Here is a 22,403-nt window from a genome sequence, read left to right on the forward strand (position 1 = left end):
AACGAGGGACGAAGCGGCCCTGAAGCCGGAGGGTGAATCAGGGTTTGACTTCGAGCCAGCCCTTGAAGCGGCGGCCGTCGGTGAAGGTGACGAGGTAGTAGTAGAGCGCGCCCACGCTGGCCCCGGCCCAGCGGAACGTGCGCTCCGGCGACTGGTACACCTGCTGGCCCCAGCGCGAGAAAATGCGGACGCTGGCAAACTGGCTTGCGCAGAAATCGGGCGGCAGGGCCTGGTCGAGGGTGAAGAATTCGTTGAGCCCGTCGCCGTTGGGCGTGATGATGTTGGGCGGCCGGAACGCCAGCGAGTCGGCGGGCCGAATGACCTGGAAGCGCACGCTCAGCGTTTGGGGCCTGGGGTTGCAGGCGGCGTCTTCGGCCAGTTGGAAATGCACCAGCAGGCCCTCGGTACTGGTGGTGGCCAGGCCGCAGGCGGGGTTCCAGGCGAAGGTGCCGGTGGCGCGGCCAGCGCCATTCTGGGCGACGAAGCTCATGCCCGCTGCGGCCAGGTCGAAACCCTCGCCGGTGGCGGTGAGCGCAAGCCCGTTCTGGTCGGCATCGGTGCCGAGCAGGGTGGCCGTATAGGGGCTGCCGAGGGCCACGCGCACCACGGCAGGCGGGGCCTCGGGCTGCGGCGTGGGCACAAACGTGGCGGTGAGCACCGGCGCCGTGTTGGGCACGGCGGTGGCGGTGAAGGCCACGCGCACGGTGTCGTGCTTGGGCAGGCTGCAGCCGTTGTCGGCCACGATGACGTTGAGCCAGTACACCCGGCCCTGGGTGTCGGCGCAGGGCGGGAAGCAGAGCGTGGCCGCGAGCGTATCGGGCTGGCCGCTGGCGCGCACCGTGCCGCTGCTGGCCGTGGTGAAGGCCGGGGCCGGCGTGGTGAAATTAACCGGCTTCACGCTCAGGCTCAGCACCGAGTTCGGGTCGGGGTCGGTGTAGCGGATGGTGAGGCAGCGCGTGTTGGCGGCCAGGCGCAGCGTGTCGCGGCCGGGGCGGTAGGCGCAGCCGGCCGAGGTTTGCACGGCCACCACGGGTGGGTTGTTGGCCGGGCAATTGAGCACGTATAGCTGGAAATCGCGCCGGGTTTCGCCAATTCTCACGCCCCGCCGGTACTCCGCGCAGCGCACCCCAAACACAAACAGCCCCAGGCTGCTGGGCCGCACCGTAAGCCGCCCGGTGCGCGCATCAATGCCCAGCGCGGGGGCCCCCGGAACTTGGCTGCTCACGCTGCGGCCGGCGCTCCAGGTGATGGGCGCGTAGGGCGCGGCGGCCGGGGCCGGACTGGAATTGGCGAAGGTGGCGTGGCCGTTGAGCGGCGTCACCAGGTCGTAGGCCAGCGAATCGCCGTCGGGGTCCTGCCCGCCAAAATCGTAGTAGAACAGGGTGTTCAGGCAGGCGTAGTCGCCGAGGGCGGGGAAGATGCGCGGCGTCGAATCGATGAACGAAGCGCCGCCGCGCACCACGGCCGGAAATTCCAGGTAAAACGTCTGGGCCGCCGAGCCAGGGTTCACGATGTTGCTGATGCTCAGGTTGCGGCAGCAGCGCTCCACGGCCGCGTAGTAGCCGCTGGCGCTGGTGTAGGTGGCCGCATCGAGGGTGAGGCTGCGGGCGTACAGCAGCTTGCGGGTGCTCAGCGAGCCCACGGCGCAGGCCGGGTTGGTGTAGGGCACGAAGGTGTTGCTGGTGAGCGGCAGCCGCACGGTGCTGAGCTGGCGGTTGGTGGCCTTATCAAAAATGCCCGCCACCAGCACCGTGTCCAGCGCCGCCGGGTCGCCGTTGATGGCGTCGAAATACAGCGTGAGTGTGAGGCGGTAGGTGCTGCCGGTCTGGTGCTGCAAGTCCAGCTCGCCGCCCACGATGTGCGTGGCCGCCGCCGGGCCGGCCGCCAGCAGCAGCAGCCCCAGCACCAGCCAGGCCCGACAGCAAGAGAAAAGAGGGCGAAAAGTAAGCATTGCAAATAGCGGATTGACAGACGGGGAATGCGTTAGTGGCGAGGTTGGGGCGGGGCAACGCACAGCGCGGCACCCATCTGCGGCGTCCAGCCGGCGAGGTCGCGGGTAAGCTCGCGGGCCGAGGCGGGCCGGCGCGCGGCCCGCGGCCCCGGGCGCCCGGTGGGCAGCTCATGGCTGGCCAGCAGCTCTTCGTAGATTTCCTGTTGCCGGGCCACGATGGCATCCCAGTGCTGGGGGAAGGCGTAGGGGCGGGCGGGCTGGGCCAGGGGCTGGCGATAGGGGGAAGTTTTCACGGGTTGAGCAAAATTTTCGGCCAGACTACCGGCCCGGTGAGGATGAGATGGCCGGCCCGCCGCGCCGTGTCCGGATTCCGGTGCGCCGGCGCAAATGGCCGGCACCAGTCGTGGCTTAGCAGATGCGTAAGGGCAGCACTACCTGTTTTCGAAAATCCTTGAAATCAGCGCGCAAAGGCGGCTTTGGGGCTAGTGAATATTTCCGCCCACGGGCAGTCCGCTGGGCACGCTGGCGGGCACGGTGCGGTCGTAGCTGGTGGCCGTGAGCGTGCCCAGGAAGGCAATGATGGCCTGCGGGTCGGTCACGCGGCCGGGAAAGAGCGGGTCGCGCTGGCTGGTGGGCACGTGCGGGTTGGCCGAAGGGGCCTGGCCCCGGCCGGGGTCGTAGAAATTGAGCACGCCCGGCAGGGTGGGGATGGTGCCGCTGTGCATGTAGGGCGCGGTGCGGGCCACGTTGCGCAGGCTGGGCGTGCGGAAGGCGTAGGTGCCGCCCACGCCCGCGTCGGAGGCGGCGTTCTTGGCGTTGTCGGCCACGCCCAGCACGTGGGTTTTGTAGTCGCTGAGCATGGGGCCGCTGTGGCATTTGGCGCAGCCGCTGGCCACGAAGGCATTGAGGCCCTGCACCTCCAGGGCGCTGAGCGCGGCCTTGTTGCCGCGCATGTACTGGTCGAACGGCGCGTCGGTGGCCAGCAGCGTGCGCTCGAAGCAGGCCAGGGCCTTGCCGATGTTGGGGGCCGTGATGGGCATCGCTTCCGCGAAAGCGGCGCTGAACAGTATGGCGTAGGCCGGCAGCGCCCGCAGCCGGGCCACCACCGTGTCGAGCGCGGCAGCTTCGGTGCCTTGGTGGCCGCGCATTTCCTCCAGCGTGGCAAGGGGCAGCAGCGACTGCGCCTCAAGCGACTGCGCCCGCACGTCCCAGAACATGGGCGCGGCCAGCGGGTCGGGCAGGCCCGCCGCCGAGGTCAGGCCATTGAAGGCTGTATTCAGAACCGTCGGCGAGTTGCGCTTGACAAAGGGAATGTCGTTGGGCGCGCGGAAGTGGCGGGCCGTGCCCAGCCCCTGGCCATTGGCCCCGATGCTCAGGTCGAGGGCGTCGGCGTAGCCGGTGGCCGGGTGGTGGCAGCTGGCGCAGCTCACGTCCCGGCCGCCGGAGAGCACCGGGTCCCAGAACAGGGCCCGGCCCAGCGCGATTTTGGCCGGGCTGCTCACGTTGTTGGCCGGCGCGGGCGCCACCAGCGGCAGGGCCGCCAGGTCGTTGGCGGGCGTTTCCGTATCCTTTCGGCAGGATGCCACTGCCACCAGCAGCCCCGCCGCCGCCAGCATCGCCGTGAGTTTCGTGGAGACGGAAACGGATAGTGGCATAGCGGGTAAATGGTTTTGACAGAGGATTTTAGTTTGTAAATGATGGCGGCAGCAAGGGCAGTGAAGTCCTGCCGGGGCAATGCATTGCCTCGCTCAGAAATTATGCCCGTATTGGTTGTTTGGGCCCTTGTCGTGCCGCTCAAAGACAAGACACCCAAGCCCCGCCTGACCCCCACGCCGGGCCGAAAAATATTTTTCACAATGCCCGGCTAATCCGCAGAAGGCATTGACAAACTGGTGGATGCCGGCGAAAGGAGGCTAAGGCAATAAAAGAGATGGCTTGCGGCTGGTGGGCGACTGCGGGAAAAAGCTGCCGGGCAGTTCGGCCGTGCCGGGACGGTGAATGCGGGCTGCCACGGAAGCGGCTGGCTTGCGCAAGTTTGAGCTTCTCACGCAAACCAGGCCCCGCGCCGGCTCCCGAACTTTGCAGGGTAAAAGCGTAGCCAAAAGACCAATGCAAACGCAGCAGCTGCCCGCCGGCATCGGACCGGAAATCGTGTACTCGCACTATGAAAGCCGGCAGGTGGCGGGCGAGCAGTGCGTGCCCGTGCACGGCCTGACGTACCTGCTGGCCGGCAGCCTGCGCGTGAGCGAGGCCGGCACCAGCCAGACGTTCGAAGCCGGCAGCCTGCTGTTTTCGCGGAAGAACTTTCTGGCGAAATTCATCAAACAGCCCGCCGAAGATGGACCGTTTCGGGCCATCACGGTGCTGTTCGACCAAGCTTTGCTGCTCGAATGCAGCCGGCTGTATGGCAGCGCCGGCGCCGCCCCCGGGCCTACTGCGGCCGTAACGGCCCTGGTGCCCGGCCCGGCGCTGCACAACCTCTTCGATGCACTGCGGCCCTATTTCGAAGAGGCATTGCCGGCCCCGCTGGCCCGCCGCTGGCAGCAGGAGGCGTTGCGGCGGTTGCTGCAGGCGCACCCCGACCTGCAACCGGTGCTGTTCAGCTTCGGTCAGCCCGGCAAAATCGACCTGGAAACGTTTATGCGGCAGAACTTCCGCTTCAACATTGCCCTGAAGCAGCTGGCTTACCTCACGGGCCGCAGCCTGGCCACGTTCAAGCGGGATTTTGAGAAGGTTTTTCAGACCTCGCCCGCCCGCTGGCTCCACCAGAAGCGGCTGGCCGAAGCCCACTACCTGCTGCAGCAGGAAAACAAGCGCCCATCGGACGTGTACCACGAGGTGGGCTTCGAGAGCCTGGCGCATTTCTCCCACGCCTTCAAACAGCTTTTTGGCTGCAATCCGTCCAGCATTCGCCCGACCGGTGCTGCTGGCTAACCCACCCCATTCCCCTTTGCTATGCCCACCATTTTCATCACCGGCGCTTCGTCGGGCTTAGGCAAGGCCACGGCCAGGCTGTTTGCCGAGCGCGGCTGGAACGTCATCGCCACCATGCGCCACCCCGAGCGCGAAACCGAGCTGCCGCAGCTGCCCAAGGTGCACCTGCTGCCACTGGACGTGACCGACCCGGCCCAGATTGCCGCCACCGTGCAGCACGCCATTGCCCTGCACCCCGTCGATGTAGTGTTCAACAACGCGGGCTACGGCCTTATCGGCGCGCTCGAAGCCCTGTCGGACGAGCAGATAACCCAGCTGGTTAACACCAACCTGCTGGGCGTCATTCGGGTAACCAAGGCTTTCCTGCCGCATTTGCGGGCAAAGAGGTCTGGCTGCATCATAAGCACCACGTCCATTGGCGGGCTCATTGCGTTTCCGCTGTACTCGCTGTACCACGCCACCAAGTGGGCCATTGAAGGTTGGAGCGAAAGCATGTCGTTTGAGCTGGCGCGGCACCACATCGGCATCAAGACGGTATCGCCGGGCGGCATTGCTACCGATTTCACCGGCCGCTCGCTCGAGGTGGCCGAGCACGCAGCCTACGCCGACCTGCTGCAGAAGCTGCTGGCCGGCCAGGCAAACGCACAATTCTCATCTGCCGACGTCATTGCCGAAGTGGTGTTCGAAGCCGCCACCGACCAGAAAGACCAGCTCCGCTACCAGGCCGGGCCCGACGCCGTGGCCGCCTACGCCCAGCGGCTGGCCGCCGGCCCCGAGGCCTTCCGGCAGGGCGTGGCCGCCCGGTTTGCATCGTCTGCAGAGGCAAGCCTAAGCACCGTTGCGGGCGAAAAGTCGGATGCGTAGCCCCACGGCCGCCGGGTCGGCTGCTTCGGGGCGTGGCTGAAAGCGGGCTGCCCGACGAAAAATCAACCTGGCAAAAGCCGCAGCTCATCGGCCCGGGCACCAGCGCGCCCGCCACCGTCACCAGCCATTCGGAGCGGGGCCGGTTGCGGCATACTTCTGTCGTGAAGCCGTCGGGGGCGGTCAGGCAGGTGGCGACACAAGGTCGGCGAGCGGGCCGGGCGGGCTGCCTTTGCCGCTACAGCTGCCGCCGCACCCGGCTCAGCGACTCGGGCGTGATGCCCAGGTAGGAGGCAATGACGTGCTGCGGCACCCGCTGCACAATGGTGGGGTACTTGCGCACAAAATGCTGGTACTTCTCGGCCGCCGACTGGCTCAGGGAGGCATTCACCCGCTCCTGCAGCACGATGTAGCGGCTCTGCATCAGCAGCCGGAAGTACCGCTCGAAAATGGGACATTGCGCGTAGATGGCCTCCATGTCGGCATGGGGCAGCAGCAGCAGCTCCGAGTCTTCCAGCGCGTCAATGTTCATGGTGCTGGGCTGCCGGGTGAGCAGGCTGTACATGTCCGACACCCACCAGTCTTCGGGGGCAAACTGCAGGGTGTGCTCGTGGCCCTGCGCATTGAGCGAGTAGCTGCGCAGGCAGCCGCGGGTCACGAAGGCGTAGTGCGTACAGACGTCGCCGGCGTTGAGCAGGTGCCGGCGCTTGCCCAGCGTCAGCGGGTGCAGGTAGCCGCAGAAGGTCGCAAAGTCGGCATCGCTCAGCGGCACGCGCGCCAGCAGGTGGGCGTGCAGCAGGCTGTAGGTGGGCGGGGCGGCGGCCATGCAGCAAGGCGTTGGGGGGGGGTGATGCCGCAAAGATGCTACGCGGCCCACAGCCCGCCGCCGATTCGGTCGGCATCGGCAGCCCTGCCCGGCTCACTTCACCACCGCCTGCTTGCTGGCCGAGCGGCCGAATTTGGTAGGGAAATACACCAGCTCGGCCTTGGCCGGATTGATGGTGTAGGTGCCCCGGAAGCGCGGCTGAAGCGCAATGCGGAACTGGTGCCGCCCGATGGGCAGCCGGTCGAGGAAGATGCCGGTCTGGTGGCGCAGGTACTCGCGGTGGGTTTCGAGGTAATGGGTCGGGGCGGGGTCGCCGTAGGAGCAGCCGGCCGGAATGGGCACTTCCAGCAGCACGTAGCGGGCTTCAGCTTTCACGTCCACGGTCACGAGCAGCTCGGCGGGCTGGCCGGCGCGGAGCACCACGCGGGAGCCGGTTTGCCCCGCAATCTCGGTCCGCACCGTGAAGGCGGCGCTCACGGGCGCGGGCCGGGGGTTCCAGTAGTTCTGGTAAGCGGTGGCGTAGATGGGCAGCAGCCCTTCCTTGCGCAGGGTGATGGGGCCGGTGCTGCCGGCCAGCCTGGTGGTGAAGGGAAACTGCGTCACGGTCTGGTTGAGGCCGCCGCTGAGCTGGGCGCGGGCAAACGTGGCCGCCTTGCCCAAGGCCAGTAAATCGGGCCCGATGGTTTCGAGGATTTGGGCGGCCTCGTAGGTGCTGGTCCAGTGGCCGCCCAGGCGCAGGTCGAGCAGGCTCACGCGCAGGCGGGCCAGCTCGGCCTCATGCCCGCCAATGGCGCGCAGGGCGCGGTAGGCCAGCAGCGTGGTGCCCACCCGGTTGCGCAGCAGGTAGCCGTAGTAAGCCGACATGTGCAGCGTATCGGCATAAAACACGCCGCCCAGCTGGGTGCGCAGCCGGTAGCGCCGCAGCGTGTCGAGCTGGTAGGGCAGGCCGAGCTGCTGGCGCAACGCCACCAGCGCCAGGTAGCGGTCGAGGGACTGGCGGCCGGTTTGCAGCCGGTCGAACCGGGCCGCGTAGGTCTGGTAGTCGGCCGGGGCCCCCAGGCGGTGGAGCAGGGCCAGCAGGCGAATGAGGTCGTCGGGGGCACGGTAGTAGCCAAACCGTGGCCGGCCCTGGAGCGCAGCCACCGTCGCGGCTTCGCCGAGGTGGTCGTCCAGTTCGCGCAGCAGGTAGCGCTGCACCGCCGTGCGGTCAAAAAGCACTTTGTAGCCGGCCTTTTCGGCTTCCAGCAGCGCCTCCAGCACGTGCGTCGTCGCCCACGGGCTCACCTCCGAAGTGGGCCAGGTGCCCCACAGGTGCTCGGGCTTGTGCTGGCCGGCCAGCAGCTTTTTGATGAGGAAATTAACGGCCCGGTCGCCCCGGAAGGGCAGCTGCTGCACCTCCCGAATGCGCCGTTCCAGCAGCAGCGCCTTCAGCTTGGAGGCGGCCTGCTCGTTGCAGAGGTAGGCGTAGTGCTGCAGGTGTTCGATTTCGGAAAGCAGCAGGGGCAGGGCGTCGCTTTCGAGGCGCACCGTGACTTCGCCCCAGGCCGGGTTGACGGGCAGCTGCACCGTGGTGTCGGCGGCCGTGAGGGTGGCGAAGGTGCCCACGCGCTCCAGCGTGCCGGCCGGCAGCACGGGCAGGCTGCGCTGTTCGCCGTCCTGGTAGCCGTTGGGCTGGGCCAGGGCAAAGCTGAGCGTGACCGAATCGGGCACCGTCGTCGGGGGCGCGGCGAAGGTGAGCGTGTCGAGCGCCACGGGGCTGACCAGCCGGCTTTGGGTGCGCAATACTTTTTCTCCGGCCCGGAAAGTGGTCACGACCTGCGCCGTGTCGAAGCCGTAGTTCAGGCTTTTGCCCAGCAACTGGGTGCGGTCGCCGGCCACCAGGAAGCGCGGCGTGGCCAGCTCGGCCCGCAGCTGCTTGAACGATTTTACGCGGCCGGTGGCCTGGCCCAGCCGGCCGTGGTCGTCGGAGGCCAGCACGAAGCTGTCCCAGCTGGTCACGTTGTCGGGCAGCACCACTTCGGTGCGGGCCAGGCCGTGGGCATCGGTCACGAGCAGGGGCCGCCACCAGGCGTAGTCGCGGAAATGGCGGCGCAGGGCCAGGCGCGGGTCCTGGCCGGGGCCGGCGGCATCGCCATTCTTTTTGGTGATGATGATGAGCACGCCGTTGGCCGCCTGCGAGCCATACATGCCCACCGCCTGGGCCGCTTTCACGGCATTCACACTGGCAATGGTGGCCGGGTCGAGGTCGGCCAGCAGGCCGTTGAAGGGCAGGCCGTCGAGGATAATCAGCGGCTGGGTGCTGCCGGCCAGAGTGGAGTTGCCGCGAATGGTTACCCGCGAGGCGCTGCCCGGTGCTCCGCTAACAATCTGTACGCCGGGCACTTTGCCGGCCAGGCCGCGTAAGGGGGCTGCCGTTACGGTAGCGACGGAGCCGGTCAAGTCACGGCGCGTAACGGAGGCATAGCCAACCACCACCACTTCGCTCAGCTGTTTCGTATCAGTGGCCAGCTTGACAACCAGGACCGTTTGTTTTTCCAGTGCGACCTCTTTTCTCACATATCCGATGTAGCTGAACGTCAGTGTCTGCCGCCCATCGGGCGGCACTTGCAGCGAGAAGCTGCCGTCGGCTTGTGTTGAGGTGCCCATGGTAGTGCCTTTCAATAGCACGGTCACGCCGGGCAGGCCTTCTTCGCTGGCCTGGTCGAGCACGCGGCCCCGGATGGTGCGCCAGCCGGGCTGGGGCGTGGTGGGCGTTTCGACCTGAATTTCGCGCCGGGCGGGCACGCTGTCGGCCAGCGAGATGGTGCCCTTGATGGGCCGCCGCAGCCACAGCAGCTGGTTGATGCGGCGGCTGAGGCGGCCGGCCGGCACGCGGTCGGCGAGGCGGAGCTGGAAGTAGGTCTGGCCGTTGGGTTTGATGAGGACGTCTTCGGCGGGGGCCAGGCAGGAGCTGTCGGCCAGCAGCACGGCCACGCGGTAGCGGCCGGGCGCGAGGGCGTGAATCAGCCGGCCGCCGTAGTCGAGGCGCAGAAATTTGGGCTGGCCCGGCCGGATGAGCAGCACGTAGCGCGGCACGGCCAGGGCTGGGTAGGCTGGGTTGAATTTGGTGGGGCGTTCGGGCAGGCGCAGCTCCAGCCGGCCCTGGCCCGGGGGCGTGGTGTAGGGCACTTCGAGGTGGGCATCGAGGTAGTCGGGCGTGGCGGCGGCTACCCAGGCGGGCTGGCGCTTGAAATCGGCTTCGGTGTAAGCGAAATCCTTCAGCGGCAGCCAATTGGAATAAGCAGCATCGTTGAGTGAGCCCAGTTGGCCGGTTTCCAGGCACTGCATCTTCAGCAGGCCGGGGCCAAACGAGTACCGGTACAGCGGCTCAAACATAAACTTGCGCCGCAAGCCGTACGCATCGCGCAGCAGCACCGAATCGGGCCGGAAGGGGCCGCTCACCGACGTGCCGCCGAAGTAGCCCTGCGCGAGCGGCCGCAGCACGTTGCCCTGCCGTAGCGTGGCCGCCGCCAGCAGCGAGTTATCCAGCACCACGATGGAGCGCTGCAGGCCCAGCAGCTCGGTGGGGGAGAGGGCAACGGTGCGCTTTTCTACGCTCAGCTCGGCGCAGGGACGGTTTACGTCGATGCTCAGGGTGAGCTTGTGCAGGGGGCGCAGGTACACGTCGCGCAGCGTCACCAGCCGGTTGCCGGTGCGCACGCTCAGGGTGTGAAAGCCGCTGTCGGCCACGGCCGTGTAGGGGCCGTTGCGGTTCAGGTCGTAGAGGTAGCCGGGCTGGCCGTCCACGTACACGGCTATCGGCGGCTGCACCCGGCCCGAATCGACCAGAAAAACGGCCACCTGCGTGATGCCACCCGGCGCGGGCCGGTATTCGTGAAAAAAGCCGCTTTCCGGGTACAGAAACTGGTAGAATTTTAGCGAATCGAGCCCCAGCACGGCGCGCCACCTGGCCCACGGCAGCAGCGTGCGGCCCGAATTGCCGTCGAAGTCGTCGCCCAACTCGAAGCGACGGCGCGACTGCCGGCCCTGCACCGGGCGGCTGGCCCGCAGCACCGGCAGCCGGGGCGCGGCGGCCTGCTCAAACTTGCTGGTGTAGGCGTAGCTCGTGAGGTCGGCGTTGGGCACGGGGCGGCCCCGCTCGTCGGTCACGGCGTAGCGCAGGCTGATTTTCTGGCCGGGGTAGGCCACGGCCGGCTGCTCGGCGCTCACCACCAGCTGCGGCGCGGGCAGGGCCATCGTGAACTCGGCGGTACGCATTTCCTCGCCCCACCAGTAGTGCAGCGAGGCGTACCAGGGTTCCTGGCCGGCGTGGGGCACGGCCAGGCGCAGGTCGGGGCCGTAGCCGCGGTAGCGCAGGCGGTTGCCCTGGTAGATGTAGTACCAGAAGCTGACCTGGCGCGGGTTGCTCACGGCCAGCAGCAGCGAGTCGGCGCGGCGGTCGGAGAGCAGGCTGAGTTCGGCGTTTTTCTCGTCAATTTCGAGGGTGGCGCTGCGGCCCTGCTCGTCGCGCACTTCGTAATAATCGGCCAGGCCATTCACCTTCACCGCGTACGGCAACTGCACGGGCCCGCGAAACAGCCAGCCGCTGCCCAGGTCGCTGTCCGTGGAAATATCGAGCGTGGCCTTGTGGGGCTGGCTTTGGCCCAGGTGGCGGTAGTCGAGGTGCACCGAGTCGCCGCGTAGCTCGATGCGCAGCTCGCCGGGGTCGCGGCGAAAATCGACGTAGGCGCTTTCGGTGCGGCGCTCATTGTCAGAAGTCAGGAACGTGGCCTGCACGCTGTAGCGAAAGTCCACGTCGGGCAGCGCGGTGCCGGGCAGGTCGAGGCGGGTTTCGCCCAATGCGTCGAGGGGCTGGTGCCTGGTCCAGAGCGTATCGGGCATGAACAGCTGGCGGCCCGGCAGCAGGCCCGGCGCGCCGGCCGGCGTCACGCTCAGGCGCAGCCGGGCATCGAGCAGGTTGAGCTCATTCGTGTCGGTGCCGCGCAGGAAAAGGGCCTGGGGCTGGCCGGCGCGCTGAGTCTTCTCGGCCACGCGCAGCGTGTAGCGGCTGTTTTTCAGCTCGTAGTCCTCAACCCGAAACTGCCCGCTGGCCAGCACACGGTGGTGCCGGTCCTGCAGCCGGAAGCCCACGTAGGTATCGGGCCGCAGGCCCAACGTGTCGCTCAGCGGCAGCGTGTAGTGGTAGCTGCCGGGCCGGGTGGGGCGCAGCGTGGCAATGCGCTTGCCGGCCTGGTCGTCGTACCCGGTTCCGCCCAGCCACAGCGTGAGGGGCCGGCGGTAGGGCCGGCCGCCGGACCGGCGCAGCACCCGCGCTTTCAGGCGCAGGGTGTCGCCGGTGGGGCGGTAGCGGGGCTGGCTGGTGGCCACGTAGTTGGTCCAGCGGTTGTCGTCTTTGGGCCGGGTATTGTCGTGCCGGTCTTCGCGGCGCTGCCGGCGCTCGTCGCGCACGTCTTCGTTGAAGGGCGCGCGCACCAGGCCCACCACGCCCGTCGAAACGCCGGAGGCGTGGCGCAACTCGCCCACCAGCTTGTAGGTGGGGCGGGCGAGGTAGCCCAGCGGAAAGCCGAACGCCACCCGCCAGTATGCCCGCCGCAGCCAGTAGAAGCGCGGCCGAAACCGCTCGCCTTCTTCCGGAAACTTCTGGTCGAGGGTGTGGTAGGTGGTGCGGCCGTTTTGCGTCACGGCCACCATGCCTTCTTTGCTGCGGCCGGTGCGGCGGTAGGTCTGGGTGGCGGCATCGTAGGGCAGGGGCTTGCCGGACAGCGCCACCTGGGCATCGGGCAGCAGCCGGCCCAGCGAGTCGCGCACCACCAGGCTCACGTCCACCTGGTTGTCCACCACCAGCACTTCACGGTCGGTTTCGGTGCGCAGCTGGTACACCAGCTGCGGGCCTTCGGTGTGGGCCACCAGGTAGTAGCCCAGCGGCAGCTTGCGGCGCGAGGGCTGGCCCGACGGAAACGAATCGGCCACCTGCGTAAAAAACGCCGGCCGCGCCGCCTGCATGCCGTGGTCGTAGAGGGTGCGGGCCTGCGCATCGCTGATGCGGAAAACCTTGGTGAGGTAGCTCGTTTGCCGGGCCTGCGCCACCGGCTGCTGGGCCTGAGCGGAGCGAAACAACAGCAGGAAAAGGGCAGCAAAGAGTAGCAGCGGGCGCATAGGCGGGGCAGTAAGGATTTATCCCTCGATGCCAGCCTGCGGCGAAATGCACACCCGTTTTTTACTTATATCAGCCGGAAAGCCGTTGCATTTGCAAGCCCGCTCACTGCCGCGCCACCTCGCTGGGCGGGTAGCCGAACTGCCGGGAAAACGCCGTGGAAAAGTGCGCCGGACTGCCAAAACCCACTTGGTAGCTGATTTCCGACACCGTGCCGGCCCGCTCGCGCAGCAGCGTCAGGGCCTGTTGTAGCCGTGCCGTGCGGATGTACTCGGCCGGGGCCTGGCCGGTGAGGGCCCGCAGCTTGCGGTGTACCTGGGTGCGGCTCAGGGCCACGGCACGGCTCAGGTGGTCCACATCGAACTCGCTGTTGCCCAGGTGCTCCGTCACCGTGCTCACCACTTTTTCCAGAAAGGCCCGGTCGATGGCCGAAAGCAGCACCGGGGGCTGCCCGGCAGCCGCCTCGGCCGGCCCGGCCGGGGGCGTGTCGGCCAGGGCGGCGCGCTGCGCTGCCTGGGTAAGCGAGCGGTTGCGGTCGCGCAGGGCCAGCAGGTTGCGCACCTGCGCCCGCAGCTCGCGGGCCGAGAAAGGCTTGCCCAGGTAGGCATCGGCCCCGGTTTCGAGGCCCTGCAGCCGGTCGGTCCCCGCCGACTTGGCCGTGAGCAGCACGATGGGAACGTGGCTGGTGGCATTGTGCCCTTTCAGCTGCCGCACCACGCCGTAGCCGTCCAGGCCGGGCATCATCACGTCGCTCACCACCAGGTCGGGCACGTGCTCCAGGGCCAGCTCTACGCCGCGCCGGCCGTCGGGCGCTTCGAGCAGGCGGTAGCCGGCCGGGGCCAGGCTGGCCCGCACAAACTCGCGCACGTCCTCGTTGTCTTCAATGAAAAGCACCACATCGGCCTCGGCCAGGGGAGCCGGATACTCCTCCGGAGCAAGCCCGGCAGCCATTTCCCCATCTGCCGGGCCGTGCGAGGCCAGCGGGCCGGCCGCCGCATCGTGGGGCCGGGCCGGCGGACTGCCCACCGGCACCAGGCCGGTGGGCAGGCGCACGGTAAACGTGGCCCCCTGGCCGGGCGGGCTGCTCACGGCCACGGTGCCGCCGTGCAGTTCAGTCAGCTCCTTCACCAGCGTGAGGCCCACGCCCGTGCCCGGCTGCGCCCCCGGCACCGACGGCGAAGCCCCCTGGTAAAAGCGGTTGAAGAGCTGCGGCAGCTGGCTGGCGGCAATGCCGGGCCCGGTGTCGCGCACCGTAAACTCCACGGCGGCGGGTGCGGTGGCCGTGGCCGCAATGGCCTGCCAGCTCAGCACCACTTCGCCGCCATCGGGGGTGAAGCGCAGCGCATTGGTGAGCAGGTTGTTGAGAATGGTTTCCAGCTTGGGCGCGTCGAACACCAAGGGCAGGCGCACGGGGCCTTCGGTGCGGAACTGCACGCCCCGCGCCTCGGCCAGGGAGGCGAAGGTGGCCGCCTGCTGCCGGGCCAGGCCGGCCGCATCGCCGGGCGTGGGCAGCAGCTCCATGGCCCCGGCTTCGAGCTTGCTGAGGTCGAGCAGCTGGTTGACGAGGCGTAGCAGGCGCTGGGCGTTGCGCAGGATGAGGCCGCCGCTGCGGCGGGTGCCGGGGTCGGGGCTGTCGGTGGCCAGGTCTTCGGCCGGGCCCAGTATGAGCGTGAGCGGGGTGCGGAACTCGTGGCTGATGTTGGTGAAGAAATTGGTTTTCAGCTCGTCCAGGCTTTTGAGCTGCTCTGAGGTAGCCAGGCTGTCGCGCAGCTCGGCGTAGGCGTGCTCCAGCTCGGCGGCGCGGCGGGTGAGCTGCTGGTTGGCATTTTGCTGCACTTCCTCTTTCTCGCGCAGCGTGGCCAGGGCCCGGCTTTGGGCCTCCTGCTCGGCCGCACGGGCCAGGTTGAAGCGGCTGGCCAGGCCAAACGACAGAAATGCCATTTCCAGCACCCAGGCAATGCCGGTGCCGTTCATGGTCCAGCCGTTGGCGGGCAGCACGTTCATCCGGGTCAGCGAATACACGAAAACGGCCAGAATAACCAGGCCCCAGCCCGCCATGTAGTAGCGGGCCGGCCGGTAGCCGGTGCGCAGCACCGCAATGCCCACGCCCAGCATTATCGAGCCCGTGACGAAGGGCATCAGCCGGTACAGGAGCGAGAACAGGCTGGCGTTGATGTAGCGGGCCAGCAGGGGCAGCGGCGCCGCCACCGCCGAGGCCACCAGCAGCCAGTCGAGGCGCGGCACCCGCCGCCGGGTTTCCAGAAAGGAGCGGGCCATGAGCGCGCCAAACAGGGTGGCCGCCGCCGTCAGCACCAGCAGCAGCAGCTCGTTGCTGGCCGGGCTCAGCGCCGGGTAGAACCACCAGAAAAACAACCCCTTCGACTGCATGTGCAAGCCGCAGAACGCCAGCACGTAGGCCACATAATACAGGTAGGCCACCTCCCGGATGGAAAGGAACAGAAACAGGTTGTAGAGCCCCAGCATGAGCATCGTGCCCAGAAAAAAGTCCAGCCCCAGGTTTTCCCAGTAGCAGAGGCGCTGCAGGTGGTGCTGCTCGCACAGGCTGTAGTCGATGATGCCGCCCTGGGTGCGCAGGTACACCGTGACGGGCTGGCCCACCGGCAGGGGCAGCACGCGGTGGTAGCCGCGGTAGGGCACGGCCTGGTTCTGGGCTGCCAGCGAGGCGGGACCCATTTCCAGGGCCTGCGTGCGGCCGTTGGGGCCCACCACGTAGGCCATGGTCTTGTTGCTGTTGGAGAGCCGGTTGCGAAGTATCCAGGCGGTGCGGGGCGTGGCCGCATTCACCACCGTGGTGCGCAGCCAGACTTCGCCCCGGCTTTCGCGCACGTTGGGGACATCCTGCTGGCTGCGCCGGAAGCGGGCGGCCCAGTCGGGGGCGCGCACCTGCGCCAGCGTCAGGGTGTCGGGGCCGTTGGGGGGCACGGCCAGCACGTCCCAGTGCCGGCCCAGGCGGTAGTCCTGGGCTGTGTCGCGCAGGAAAAGCGGGGCCTGGGCAGCCACGCCGTGCGCCCCGGCCAGCGCCAGCAGCACCAGCAGCCCGCCCCGCCATTTCTTCCAAAACCAGGTTGTGCGGCTTGTCATCAGCTCAGGGAAAGGTGCACCGGAAGTGCCCGCACGGCTAGTGCCAAGCGGGCATTATTCCACGATAAAGGTCTTCCATTAAATCTATATCCACACTATTGCTTATTCGATAATTGGCCAAAGCCTGATTTCCCGGCTTGCCGAAACCAGCCGGGCCGGGCAAAAAACAGCGTGCCACACCAGGGCTACTGCCCGGTATGGCACGCTGCTGCGCACAGGTATGCTTGGTCCGAAGCCGGGATGGCCCGGCCAAGGGCTACTTCAGGTTGGTGCGGCGATTGTTGAGGCGGGTGACCTGGCCAATGCGCTTGCCGCTGCGCTTGATGTGGGCCGTGGGGTCCTTCTCCAGCACGAGTCGCGGTAGGGTGCAATCGGTGAGCGGCACGTCCTGCGGGATGTAGCCGGCCGCGCCCACGGTCAGCTGCTGCCCTTCATACACCGTGTTCGAGAGCAGAAATTTGCCCTCCGAATCGGTGACGTAAATGTCGTGGGTGCCCTTCACCAGCAGTGTCGCGCCTACCAGGGGCGCGCCGTTGGGGTCGTACACCTTGCCCACCAGCGGCACGCAGGCCAGACGGCCCGACCGGGGGGCGGGCGCCGGGCGCTCCGACGAGCTGCTGGCGGTAGGTGGCTGGGTATCAGCGCGCTGTGCCTGGGCTGGCCGGGTACTGCAAAACAACGCAACGGTGGCGGCGAGAAAAAGTAAGCGCATAATCGGGGCAGCTTTGGGGGTGAAACGAGGGGCGTTAGCTGGTCGGTTGGAACTCTAACGAGAAACAATATAACAGCTCTGACACGAATTTCATTATGGAAAAGTTTCCTTCATATCGGGCGCGATGGCTGGGCGTGGGTTTCGTGCTCGGGGCCGGCTTTGTGAGGGGCGGCCGGGGCATTCATCCCGGATTCACCCCGGCTGCCGTAAGTTGCTGCTTTAATCCAACTTCATGGAGTTTATAATGAAACGGTTGCGAACGGGCGAAGTTGTACTACGAATTTTGGGCGTGGCCGGACTGTTGCTGCCGGCCGTGGGGCAGGCGCAGGGCCTGGTGGCTTTTCCGGGGGCCGAGGGGGCGGGGCGCTTCACCAGCGGCGGCCGGGGCACGGCGGCGGTGCCCACCACGGTGCTCGAAGTGACGAACCTGAGCGACGACGGCCAGCCCGGCAGCCTGCGCTACGCCGCGCAGCTGAGCGAGGCCAAAGCCCCGGCGCGCACCATCGTGTTTCGGGTGTCGGGCACCATTCACCTGCTCGCGCCGCTCACGTTTAGCAAGGGCAATACCACCGTGGCGGGCCAGACGGCCCCCGGCGACGGCATTTGCCTGGCCGATTACCCGGTTTCGGTGAAGGCCAACAACGTCATCGTGCGCTTTCTGCGGTTTCGGATGGGCGACAAGAACCAGAACAAGGGCTTCGTGGACGGCGCGGGCGGCGACGATGCCTTCGGCGGCCTGCGCAACAACCACCTCGTCATCGACCATTGCTCGATGAGCTGGAGCACCGACGAAGCCATGTCGGTGTACGAAGGCGACAGTACCACGCTGCAATGGAACATCATGGCCGAGCCGCTGAACTACTCCTACCACTTCGAGGCCGGCGACAAGGACTTTGAGCACCACGGCTTCGGCGGCATCTGGGGCGGGCAGCACGCGTCGTTCCACCACAACCTGTTTGCGCACTGCAAAAACCGCACGCCGCGCTTCAACGGCAGCCGCTACACCCACCCGGCGGGCTTCGAGAACTGCGATTTCAGCAACAACGTCATCTACAACTGGGGCGAAAACAACGTGTATGCCGGCGAGGGCGGCAACTACAACATTGTAAATAATTACTACAAGCCCGGCCCCAGCACCAGCCCCCGGGTGAAAGCCCAGGTGCTGAACCCCTACAAGATTGACAAGGAAAAAGGCCGCCTGCCCTACGGCAGGTTTTACCTGAGCGGCAACTACGTGGACGGCGCGCCCGCCGTGACGGCCCACAACTGGCGCGGCGTGGTGATGAACGGCGGCACCCCGGCCGACACCGTGCAGTCGAAAGTCACGACGCCCTTCGCCCTGGGCCCCGTGACGGTGCAGCCCGCCGCCGTAGCCTACGAAGCGGTGCTGCGCGGGGCCGGGGCCATTGCGCCGCGCCGCGACACGCTGGACCAGCGCATCGTGCGCGAAGTGCGGACCCGCACCGGCACGGTCATCGACGTGCAGGGGCACTACCCGCACGGCACGCCCTACAGCATCTCGCAGAAAGCCTGGCCGGTGCTGAAAGCCACCGCCGCGCCCCTCGATACCGACCACGACGGCATGCCCGATGCCTGGGAAAAGGCCAACGGCCTGAACCCGAAAGATGCCGCCGACCGCGCCCTGCGCGCCACCGACGGCTACACCAACCTGGAAAGCTACCTCAACAGCCTGGTGCCGGCCGAGGCAAAGTAAGGCCAGCGGTAGCGTGGCCGCTGCGAGTGCGCGCATTGCGAGGCCGTGTGCCCAAAGCGCGCACTCGCAGCGTCCCCGCCACAACTCGCTCGCCGCCATTCAGCCGCCGCCCAGGCCGTTCAGCCGGCGAAATTACCGTTCGCGGAAAACCCGTTTCGGTGGCGAAAGCGGGCCGGTAAGTTTGGGTCATTCAACCACCAGATGAACCCAACCAAACCCATGAAAACCGCTGCTTTCGCCCGTCGCCTGTCGTTGTCCTTTTTGCTGCTGAGCGCCGCCGGCGCGGCGGTGGCAGCCGTGCCCGCTGCCCCGGCCCGCCAGGCCGTGGCCGACAACCCCGCCCAGCACCCCGCCTTCACGGTGCGGGTGGTGGGCAAGGGCCAGCCCATGCTGCTGATTCCCGGCCTGAACTGCCCCGGCGCGGTGTGGGACGAGGCCGTGGCCCACTACCAGCAGCGGTACCAGTGCCACATCATCACGCTGGCCGGTTTCGGCGGCAATGCCCCGGCGGCCACGCTGGCCACCCCGCTGCTGCCCGCCGTGCGCGACCAGCTCCTGGCCTACATCAAAACCCAGAAGCTGAACAAGCCCGTGGTGATGGGCCACAGCCTGGGCGGCTTCATGGCGCTGGCCCTGAGCACGGCCCAGCCCGATGCCATCGGCCCGCTGGTGATTGTGGATTCGCTGCCTTTCCTGGCCGCCGTGCAAAACCCGACGGCCACCGTGGAAGCGGTGCAGCCAATGGCCGAAAAAATGCGCCAGCAGATGAAGCAGGGCCACCTGCCCGCCGCCGCCCAGCGCCAGATGGCGGCCGGCATGGCCACCGATACCGCCCGCCAGGCCCTGATTGTGCGGTGGAGCGCCGCCTCCGACCCCGCCACCACGGCCCAGGCCATGTATGATATGTACACCATGGACCTGCGCGCCGACATCAGCCGCATCACGCAGCCGGTGCTGGTGCTGGGCGCGTGGGCGGCCTACGCGCAGTACGGCTCCACCAAGGAAAGCACCCGTGCCATCTTTGCGCAGCAATACGCCCGGCTGCCGCAGGCGCGTATCGAAATGTCGGAAGCCGGCCGCCATTTCCTGATGTACGACGACACGGCTTGGTTTCTGGCCCAGTCCGACGCGTTTCTGAAGCAGCCGGCCGTGGCGAAGAAGTAGCGCAACCTTTGCAGTCCGCGTCTCCCACAGACAATGGTTGAATCGGGGCGGGGACGCGAACGGCAACGCCCGCGCTGCCGGCCCTCGATTTACTTACCCCAACTCCTGCTCACCCCATGCCCCGCACCTCAGCCCGCCCCCGCCTGTACTGGATACTGCAAATCGGCGGCTGGGGCGCGTATGGCCTGCTGGGCGGCGTGCTGTCGACGGTTTTCGGCAAGTTCAAGCCGATAGTTATTCCCATCGAAATCATTGTGGCCGGGGCCATGCTGCTGGGCAGCCACCTGCTGCGGCTGTACCTGCGCGCCCGGGGTTGGACGCGCCTGCCGCTGGCGGCGCTGCTGCCCCGGCTGCTGCTGGGCAACCTGCTGGTGGCCGTGGGCAGCATGGCCCTCACCGGCGTGCTCGTGTCGCTGCTGTACTGGGTGGTGGACCCGGCCAGCCAGAGCGGCAAAGGGTTTCCGTGGCTGCAGTACGTGGGCTACACGGCCAATTCGTTTTTCTTTATGCTGCTGTGGTCGGCGGCGTATTTCAGCCTGCATTATTTCGACAACCTGCGCCAGGCCGAAATCGAGCAGTGGAAGCTGACGGCCGCCGTGCGCGAGGCCGAGATGCGCACCCTCAAGGCCCAGATTAACCCGCATTTTCTCTTCAATGGCCTAAACAACATCCGGGCGCTGGTGCTGGAAAACCCGGTGCGCGCCCGCGAGATGATGACGCACCTCTCCGACCTGCTGCGCTACTCCCTGCAGCTCAACAGCAGCGAGCAGGTGCCGCTGGCCCGCGAGCTCGAAATCGTGGCCCACTACCTCACCCTCGAAGCCCTGCAGCTGGAAGAGCGCCTGCACTTCACCCTCGACGTGGCCCCCGAGGTGCTGGCCGTGCAGCTGCCGCCCATGACGCTGCAGCTGCTGGTCGAAAACGCCATCAAGCACGGCATTGCGCCCCGGCCGGGGGGCGGCGGCGTCCATATTTCAGCCCAGCCCGACGGCCCCGCCCAGGTGCTCATCACGGTGCGCAACCCCGGCCGCTACCGGCCCAACCCCGCCGCGCCGGGCCACACCGGCGTGGGCCTGCCCAATGCCCACGAGCGCCTGCAGCTGCTCTTCGGCCCCACCGCCAGCCTCACCATTGCCGACGATGCCCGGCAGGCCGAAACCGTGACCGCCGAGCTGCGCCTGCCGGTGGCATCACCCACGGTACTGTCATCCTGAGCCCAGCGCAGGATGACAGACGATTTATTCTCTTCTACTCATGAACGTTCTGATTGTTGACGACTCGCGCCTGGCGCGCACCGAACTGCGCCACCTGCTCCAGGCTTTTCCCGATGTGACGGTGGTGGGCGAGGCCCGCCACGCCGACGAGGCCCGCACCCAGCTTCAGGCCCTGCGGCCCGACTTGCTGCTGCTCGATGTGCAGATGCCCGGCCAGACCGGCTTCGAGCTGCTGGCCACGCTGGAGGCCGCGCCCCACGTCATTTTCACCACGGCGTATGACGAATACGCCCTGCAGGCCTTCGCCGTGAATGCCCTGGACTACCTGCTGAAACCCGTGCAGGAAACCCGGCTGGCCGCCGCCCTGGCCAAAGCCCGCACCCGCCTCGCTCCGGCCTTGCCCGCCGAAACCCCGCCGCCCGGCCCGGCCGAGGAAGCCCCGCAGGCCCCGCTCACGGCCCAGGACCAGGTGTTTGTGAAAGACGGCGAGCGGTGCTGGTTTGTGAAGCTGGCCGACATCAAGCTCTTCGAAATCAACGGCAGCTACACCCGCATTCACTTCGACCAGCACCGGCCGCTTATTCCGCGCACGCTCCAGCAGCTGGAGGCGCGCCTCGACCCCAAGGTCTTTTTCCGCGTCAACCGCCAGCAGATTATCAACCTGAAATGGATTGCCGGCATCGAGCCCTGGTTCAGCAACACGCTGAAGCTGACCCTGCGCGACGGCCCGGCGGTGGAGGTGTCGCGCCAGCAGTCGGTGCGCTTCCGCGAGCTGCTAAGCCTCTAACGCGCCGGGCTCGCAGAAGATGAGGCGGTTGCCGAAGGGGTCGAGCACTTCCATTTCCAGCACCCGGCTGTTCCAGTAGGCCGGCCCCAGGCTGGGGCGCATGGGCGGCGCGGCGTGGTTGAGCAGCTGGCGATGGTAGGCGGGCAGGCCGCGAACTTCTACCCGCACAGTGGCCCCGGCGGCGCTGTCGGCGGGGCTGTTGCTCAGGTGCAGCAGCACGTCGTGGCGCGAAATCTGGAGGTAGGTGCGTTCCCGGTTGGGCTGCTCTTCCCAATCGATGTGAAAGCCCAGCCAGTCGATGTAGAAAGCAAGTGCCTGGGGCCCATCATGAATGAGAAATACCGGGGTAACCATGCGGTGAGGTGGCAGCGCGTAAGGATTGGCGAATGAGGGAATGAGAATATAATGATTTTCAGGAAAGATACTGCTGTGGGCCGATACTTACGAGGCGCGGCGGCAGTTGGCCTTGGCCAGTGCCCGCGAACTACATTTAGCCCATGATAGCACCTGCCGAATACGACCAGCTCGACGCCCTCGCCATGGCGGCCCTGGTGCGCCGCGGCCAGCTCACGGCCGCCGAGCTGTGCGCCGCCGCCATTGCCCGCGCCGAAGCCGTGAACCCGCAAATAAACGCCGTGGTGCAGCCGCTGTATGAGCCGGCCCGGCAGCGGGCCACGGCCGGGCTGCCGGCCGGGCCGCTGGGCGGCGTGCCCTTTTTGCTGAAGGACTTTGGGGCGCACTACGCGGGCGTGCCGCACACCTCAGGCAGCCGGGCGCTGCGCAGTTTCGTGCCGCAGGAAGATGCCGAGCTGGTGCGCCGCTGGCAGGCCGCCGGCCTCAACATCCTGGGCAAAACCAACGTGCCCGAGTTTGCCCTGATGGGCGTGACCGAGCCGCTGCTGCACGGCCCCGCCCGCAACCCCTGGCACCTGGGCCACACGCCCGGCGGCAGCAGCGGCGGCGCGGCCGCGGCCGTGGCGGCCG

At 67.5% G+C, this 22,403-nt stretch carries 15 protein-coding genes; 7 read left to right on the forward strand and 8 right to left on the reverse strand.

Translation table 11 applies throughout. The features are described 5' to 3' along the window. Positions 1-37: 37 nt before the first annotated feature. From ACYVHT_RS16955 to ACYVHT_RS16965, 3 genes are all read right to left on the reverse strand, one after another. On the reverse strand, positions 38-1,951 hold the full coding sequence (locus ACYVHT_RS16955) for a T9SS type B sorting domain-containing protein (protein WP_460554494.1): 1,914 nt from the start codon (positions 1,949-1,951) through the stop codon (positions 38-40). A gap of 32 nt (positions 1,952-1,983) precedes the next feature. After that, positions 1,984-2,244, reverse strand: a complete 261-nt coding sequence (locus tag ACYVHT_RS16960) for a hypothetical protein (RefSeq protein ID WP_460554497.1) — start codon at positions 2,242-2,244, stop codon at positions 1,984-1,986. A 189-nt stretch (positions 2,245-2,433) separates the two neighbouring features. Next, positions 2,434-3,606: a cytochrome-c peroxidase gene (locus tag ACYVHT_RS16965; RefSeq protein WP_460554500.1), complete on the reverse strand. Its 1,173-nt coding sequence runs from the start codon at positions 3,604-3,606 to the stop codon at positions 2,434-2,436. A gap of 454 nt (positions 3,607-4,060) precedes the next feature. On the opposite strand from ACYVHT_RS16965, the gene ACYVHT_RS16970 reads away from it, so the two are divergent. Together ACYVHT_RS16970 and ACYVHT_RS16975 are read left to right on the forward strand one after the other, a co-directional pair. Next, positions 4,061-4,885: a helix-turn-helix transcriptional regulator gene (locus ACYVHT_RS16970; RefSeq protein WP_460554503.1), complete on the forward strand. Its 825-nt coding sequence runs from the start codon at positions 4,061-4,063 to the stop codon at positions 4,883-4,885. 21 nt (positions 4,886-4,906) lie between these two features. Continuing rightward, entirely contained in the window at positions 4,907-5,749 is an 843-nt protein-coding gene (locus tag ACYVHT_RS16975; protein ID WP_460554526.1) for an SDR family oxidoreductase, read from the forward strand. A gap of 235 nt (positions 5,750-5,984) precedes the next feature. Here the strand turns inward: ACYVHT_RS16975 and ACYVHT_RS16980 are convergent, their stop codons facing one another. The 4 genes from ACYVHT_RS16980 to ACYVHT_RS16995 form a co-directional block, all read right to left on the reverse strand. After that, positions 5,985-6,572, reverse strand: a complete 588-nt coding sequence (locus ACYVHT_RS16980) for a Crp/Fnr family transcriptional regulator (RefSeq protein WP_460554529.1) — start codon at positions 6,570-6,572, stop codon at positions 5,985-5,987. A 93-nt stretch (positions 6,573-6,665) separates the two neighbouring features. Further along, positions 6,666-12,728 (reverse strand): alpha-2-macroglobulin family protein, encoded by a 6,063-nt coding sequence (locus ACYVHT_RS16985; RefSeq protein WP_460554531.1) that lies wholly within the window; start codon positions 12,726-12,728, stop codon positions 6,666-6,668. Positions 12,729-12,831: 103 nt separating this feature from the next. Continuing rightward, the gene (locus ACYVHT_RS16990) at positions 12,832-15,828 is read right to left on the reverse strand and encodes a 7TM diverse intracellular signaling domain-containing protein (RefSeq protein WP_460554534.1); all 2,997 of its coding nucleotides are present in this window, start codon (positions 15,826-15,828) and stop codon (positions 12,832-12,834) included. 256 nt (positions 15,829-16,084) lie between these two features. Continuing rightward, on the reverse strand, positions 16,085-16,540 hold the full coding sequence (locus tag ACYVHT_RS16995) for a carboxypeptidase-like regulatory domain-containing protein (RefSeq protein WP_460554537.1): 456 nt from the start codon (positions 16,538-16,540) through the stop codon (positions 16,085-16,087). Between the two features lie 289 nt (positions 16,541-16,829). Between ACYVHT_RS16995 and ACYVHT_RS17000 the strand changes: the two genes are divergently transcribed. The 4 genes from ACYVHT_RS17000 (at position 16,830) to ACYVHT_RS17015 (ending at position 21,419) form a co-directional block, all read left to right on the forward strand. After that, the gene (locus tag ACYVHT_RS17000) at positions 16,830-18,254 is read left to right on the forward strand and encodes a pectate lyase family protein (RefSeq protein ID WP_460554541.1); all 1,425 of its coding nucleotides are present in this window, start codon (positions 16,830-16,832) and stop codon (positions 18,252-18,254) included. A 219-nt stretch (positions 18,255-18,473) separates the two neighbouring features. Continuing rightward, positions 18,474-19,418: an alpha/beta fold hydrolase gene (locus tag ACYVHT_RS17005; RefSeq protein ID WP_460554544.1), complete on the forward strand. Its 945-nt coding sequence runs from the start codon at positions 18,474-18,476 to the stop codon at positions 19,416-19,418. A gap of 116 nt (positions 19,419-19,534) precedes the next feature. After that, positions 19,535-20,632, forward strand: coding sequence for a sensor histidine kinase (locus ACYVHT_RS17010; protein ID WP_460554547.1), 1,098 nt, complete (start codon positions 19,535-19,537; stop codon positions 20,630-20,632). A 40-nt stretch (positions 20,633-20,672) separates the two neighbouring features. Next, entirely contained in the window at positions 20,673-21,419 is a 747-nt protein-coding gene (locus ACYVHT_RS17015) for a LytR/AlgR family response regulator transcription factor (protein WP_460554550.1), read from the forward strand. Here ACYVHT_RS17015 and ACYVHT_RS17020 read toward each other — a convergent pair. Beyond that, on the reverse strand, positions 21,408-21,773 hold the full coding sequence (locus tag ACYVHT_RS17020) for a glyoxalase superfamily protein (RefSeq protein ID WP_460554553.1): 366 nt from the start codon (positions 21,771-21,773) through the stop codon (positions 21,408-21,410). The genes ACYVHT_RS17015 and ACYVHT_RS17020 overlap by 12 nt on opposite strands. Before the next feature lie 143 nt (positions 21,774-21,916). Between ACYVHT_RS17020 and ACYVHT_RS17025 the strand changes: the two genes are divergently transcribed. Then, the coding region (locus ACYVHT_RS17025; protein WP_460554556.1) for an amidase family protein at positions 21,917-22,403 on the forward strand (487 nt) is incomplete at its 3' end.

This window comes from Hymenobacter daeguensis, assembly GCF_054780555.1.

Bases quoted from the DNA above. Each gene is read 5' to 3' on its own strand.
- ACYVHT_RS16990 (WP_460554534.1), bottom strand. From the start codon at position 15,828: ATGACAAGCCGCACAACCTGGTTTTGGAAGAAATGGCGGGGCGGGCTG.
- ACYVHT_RS17015 (WP_460554550.1), top strand. From the start codon at position 20,673: ATGAACGTTCTGATTGTTGACGACTCGCGCCTGGCGCGCACCGAACTG.
- ACYVHT_RS16980 (WP_460554529.1), bottom strand. From the start codon at position 6,572: ATGGCCGCCGCCCCGCCCACCTACAGCCTGCTGCACGCCCACCTGCTG.
- ACYVHT_RS16985 (WP_460554531.1), bottom strand. From the start codon at position 12,728: ATGCGCCCGCTGCTACTCTTTGCTGCCCTTTTCCTGCTGTTGTTTCGC.
- ACYVHT_RS17005 (WP_460554544.1), top strand. From the start codon at position 18,474: ATGAAAACCGCTGCTTTCGCCCGTCGCCTGTCGTTGTCCTTTTTGCTG.
- ACYVHT_RS16995 (WP_460554537.1), bottom strand. From the start codon at position 16,540: ATGCGCTTACTTTTTCTCGCCGCCACCGTTGCGTTGTTTTGCAGTACC.
- ACYVHT_RS16965 (WP_460554500.1), bottom strand. From the start codon at position 3,606: ATGCCACTATCCGTTTCCGTCTCCACGAAACTCACGGCGATGCTGGCG.
- ACYVHT_RS17020 (WP_460554553.1), bottom strand. From the start codon at position 21,773: ATGGTTACCCCGGTATTTCTCATTCATGATGGGCCCCAGGCACTTGCT.
- ACYVHT_RS16970 (WP_460554503.1), top strand. From the start codon at position 4,061: ATGCAAACGCAGCAGCTGCCCGCCGGCATCGGACCGGAAATCGTGTAC.
- ACYVHT_RS16955 (WP_460554494.1), bottom strand. From the start codon at position 1,951: ATGCTTACTTTTCGCCCTCTTTTCTCTTGCTGTCGGGCCTGGCTGGTG.
- ACYVHT_RS16975 (WP_460554526.1), top strand. From the start codon at position 4,907: ATGCCCACCATTTTCATCACCGGCGCTTCGTCGGGCTTAGGCAAGGCC.
- ACYVHT_RS17010 (WP_460554547.1), top strand. From the start codon at position 19,535: ATGCCCCGCACCTCAGCCCGCCCCCGCCTGTACTGGATACTGCAAATC.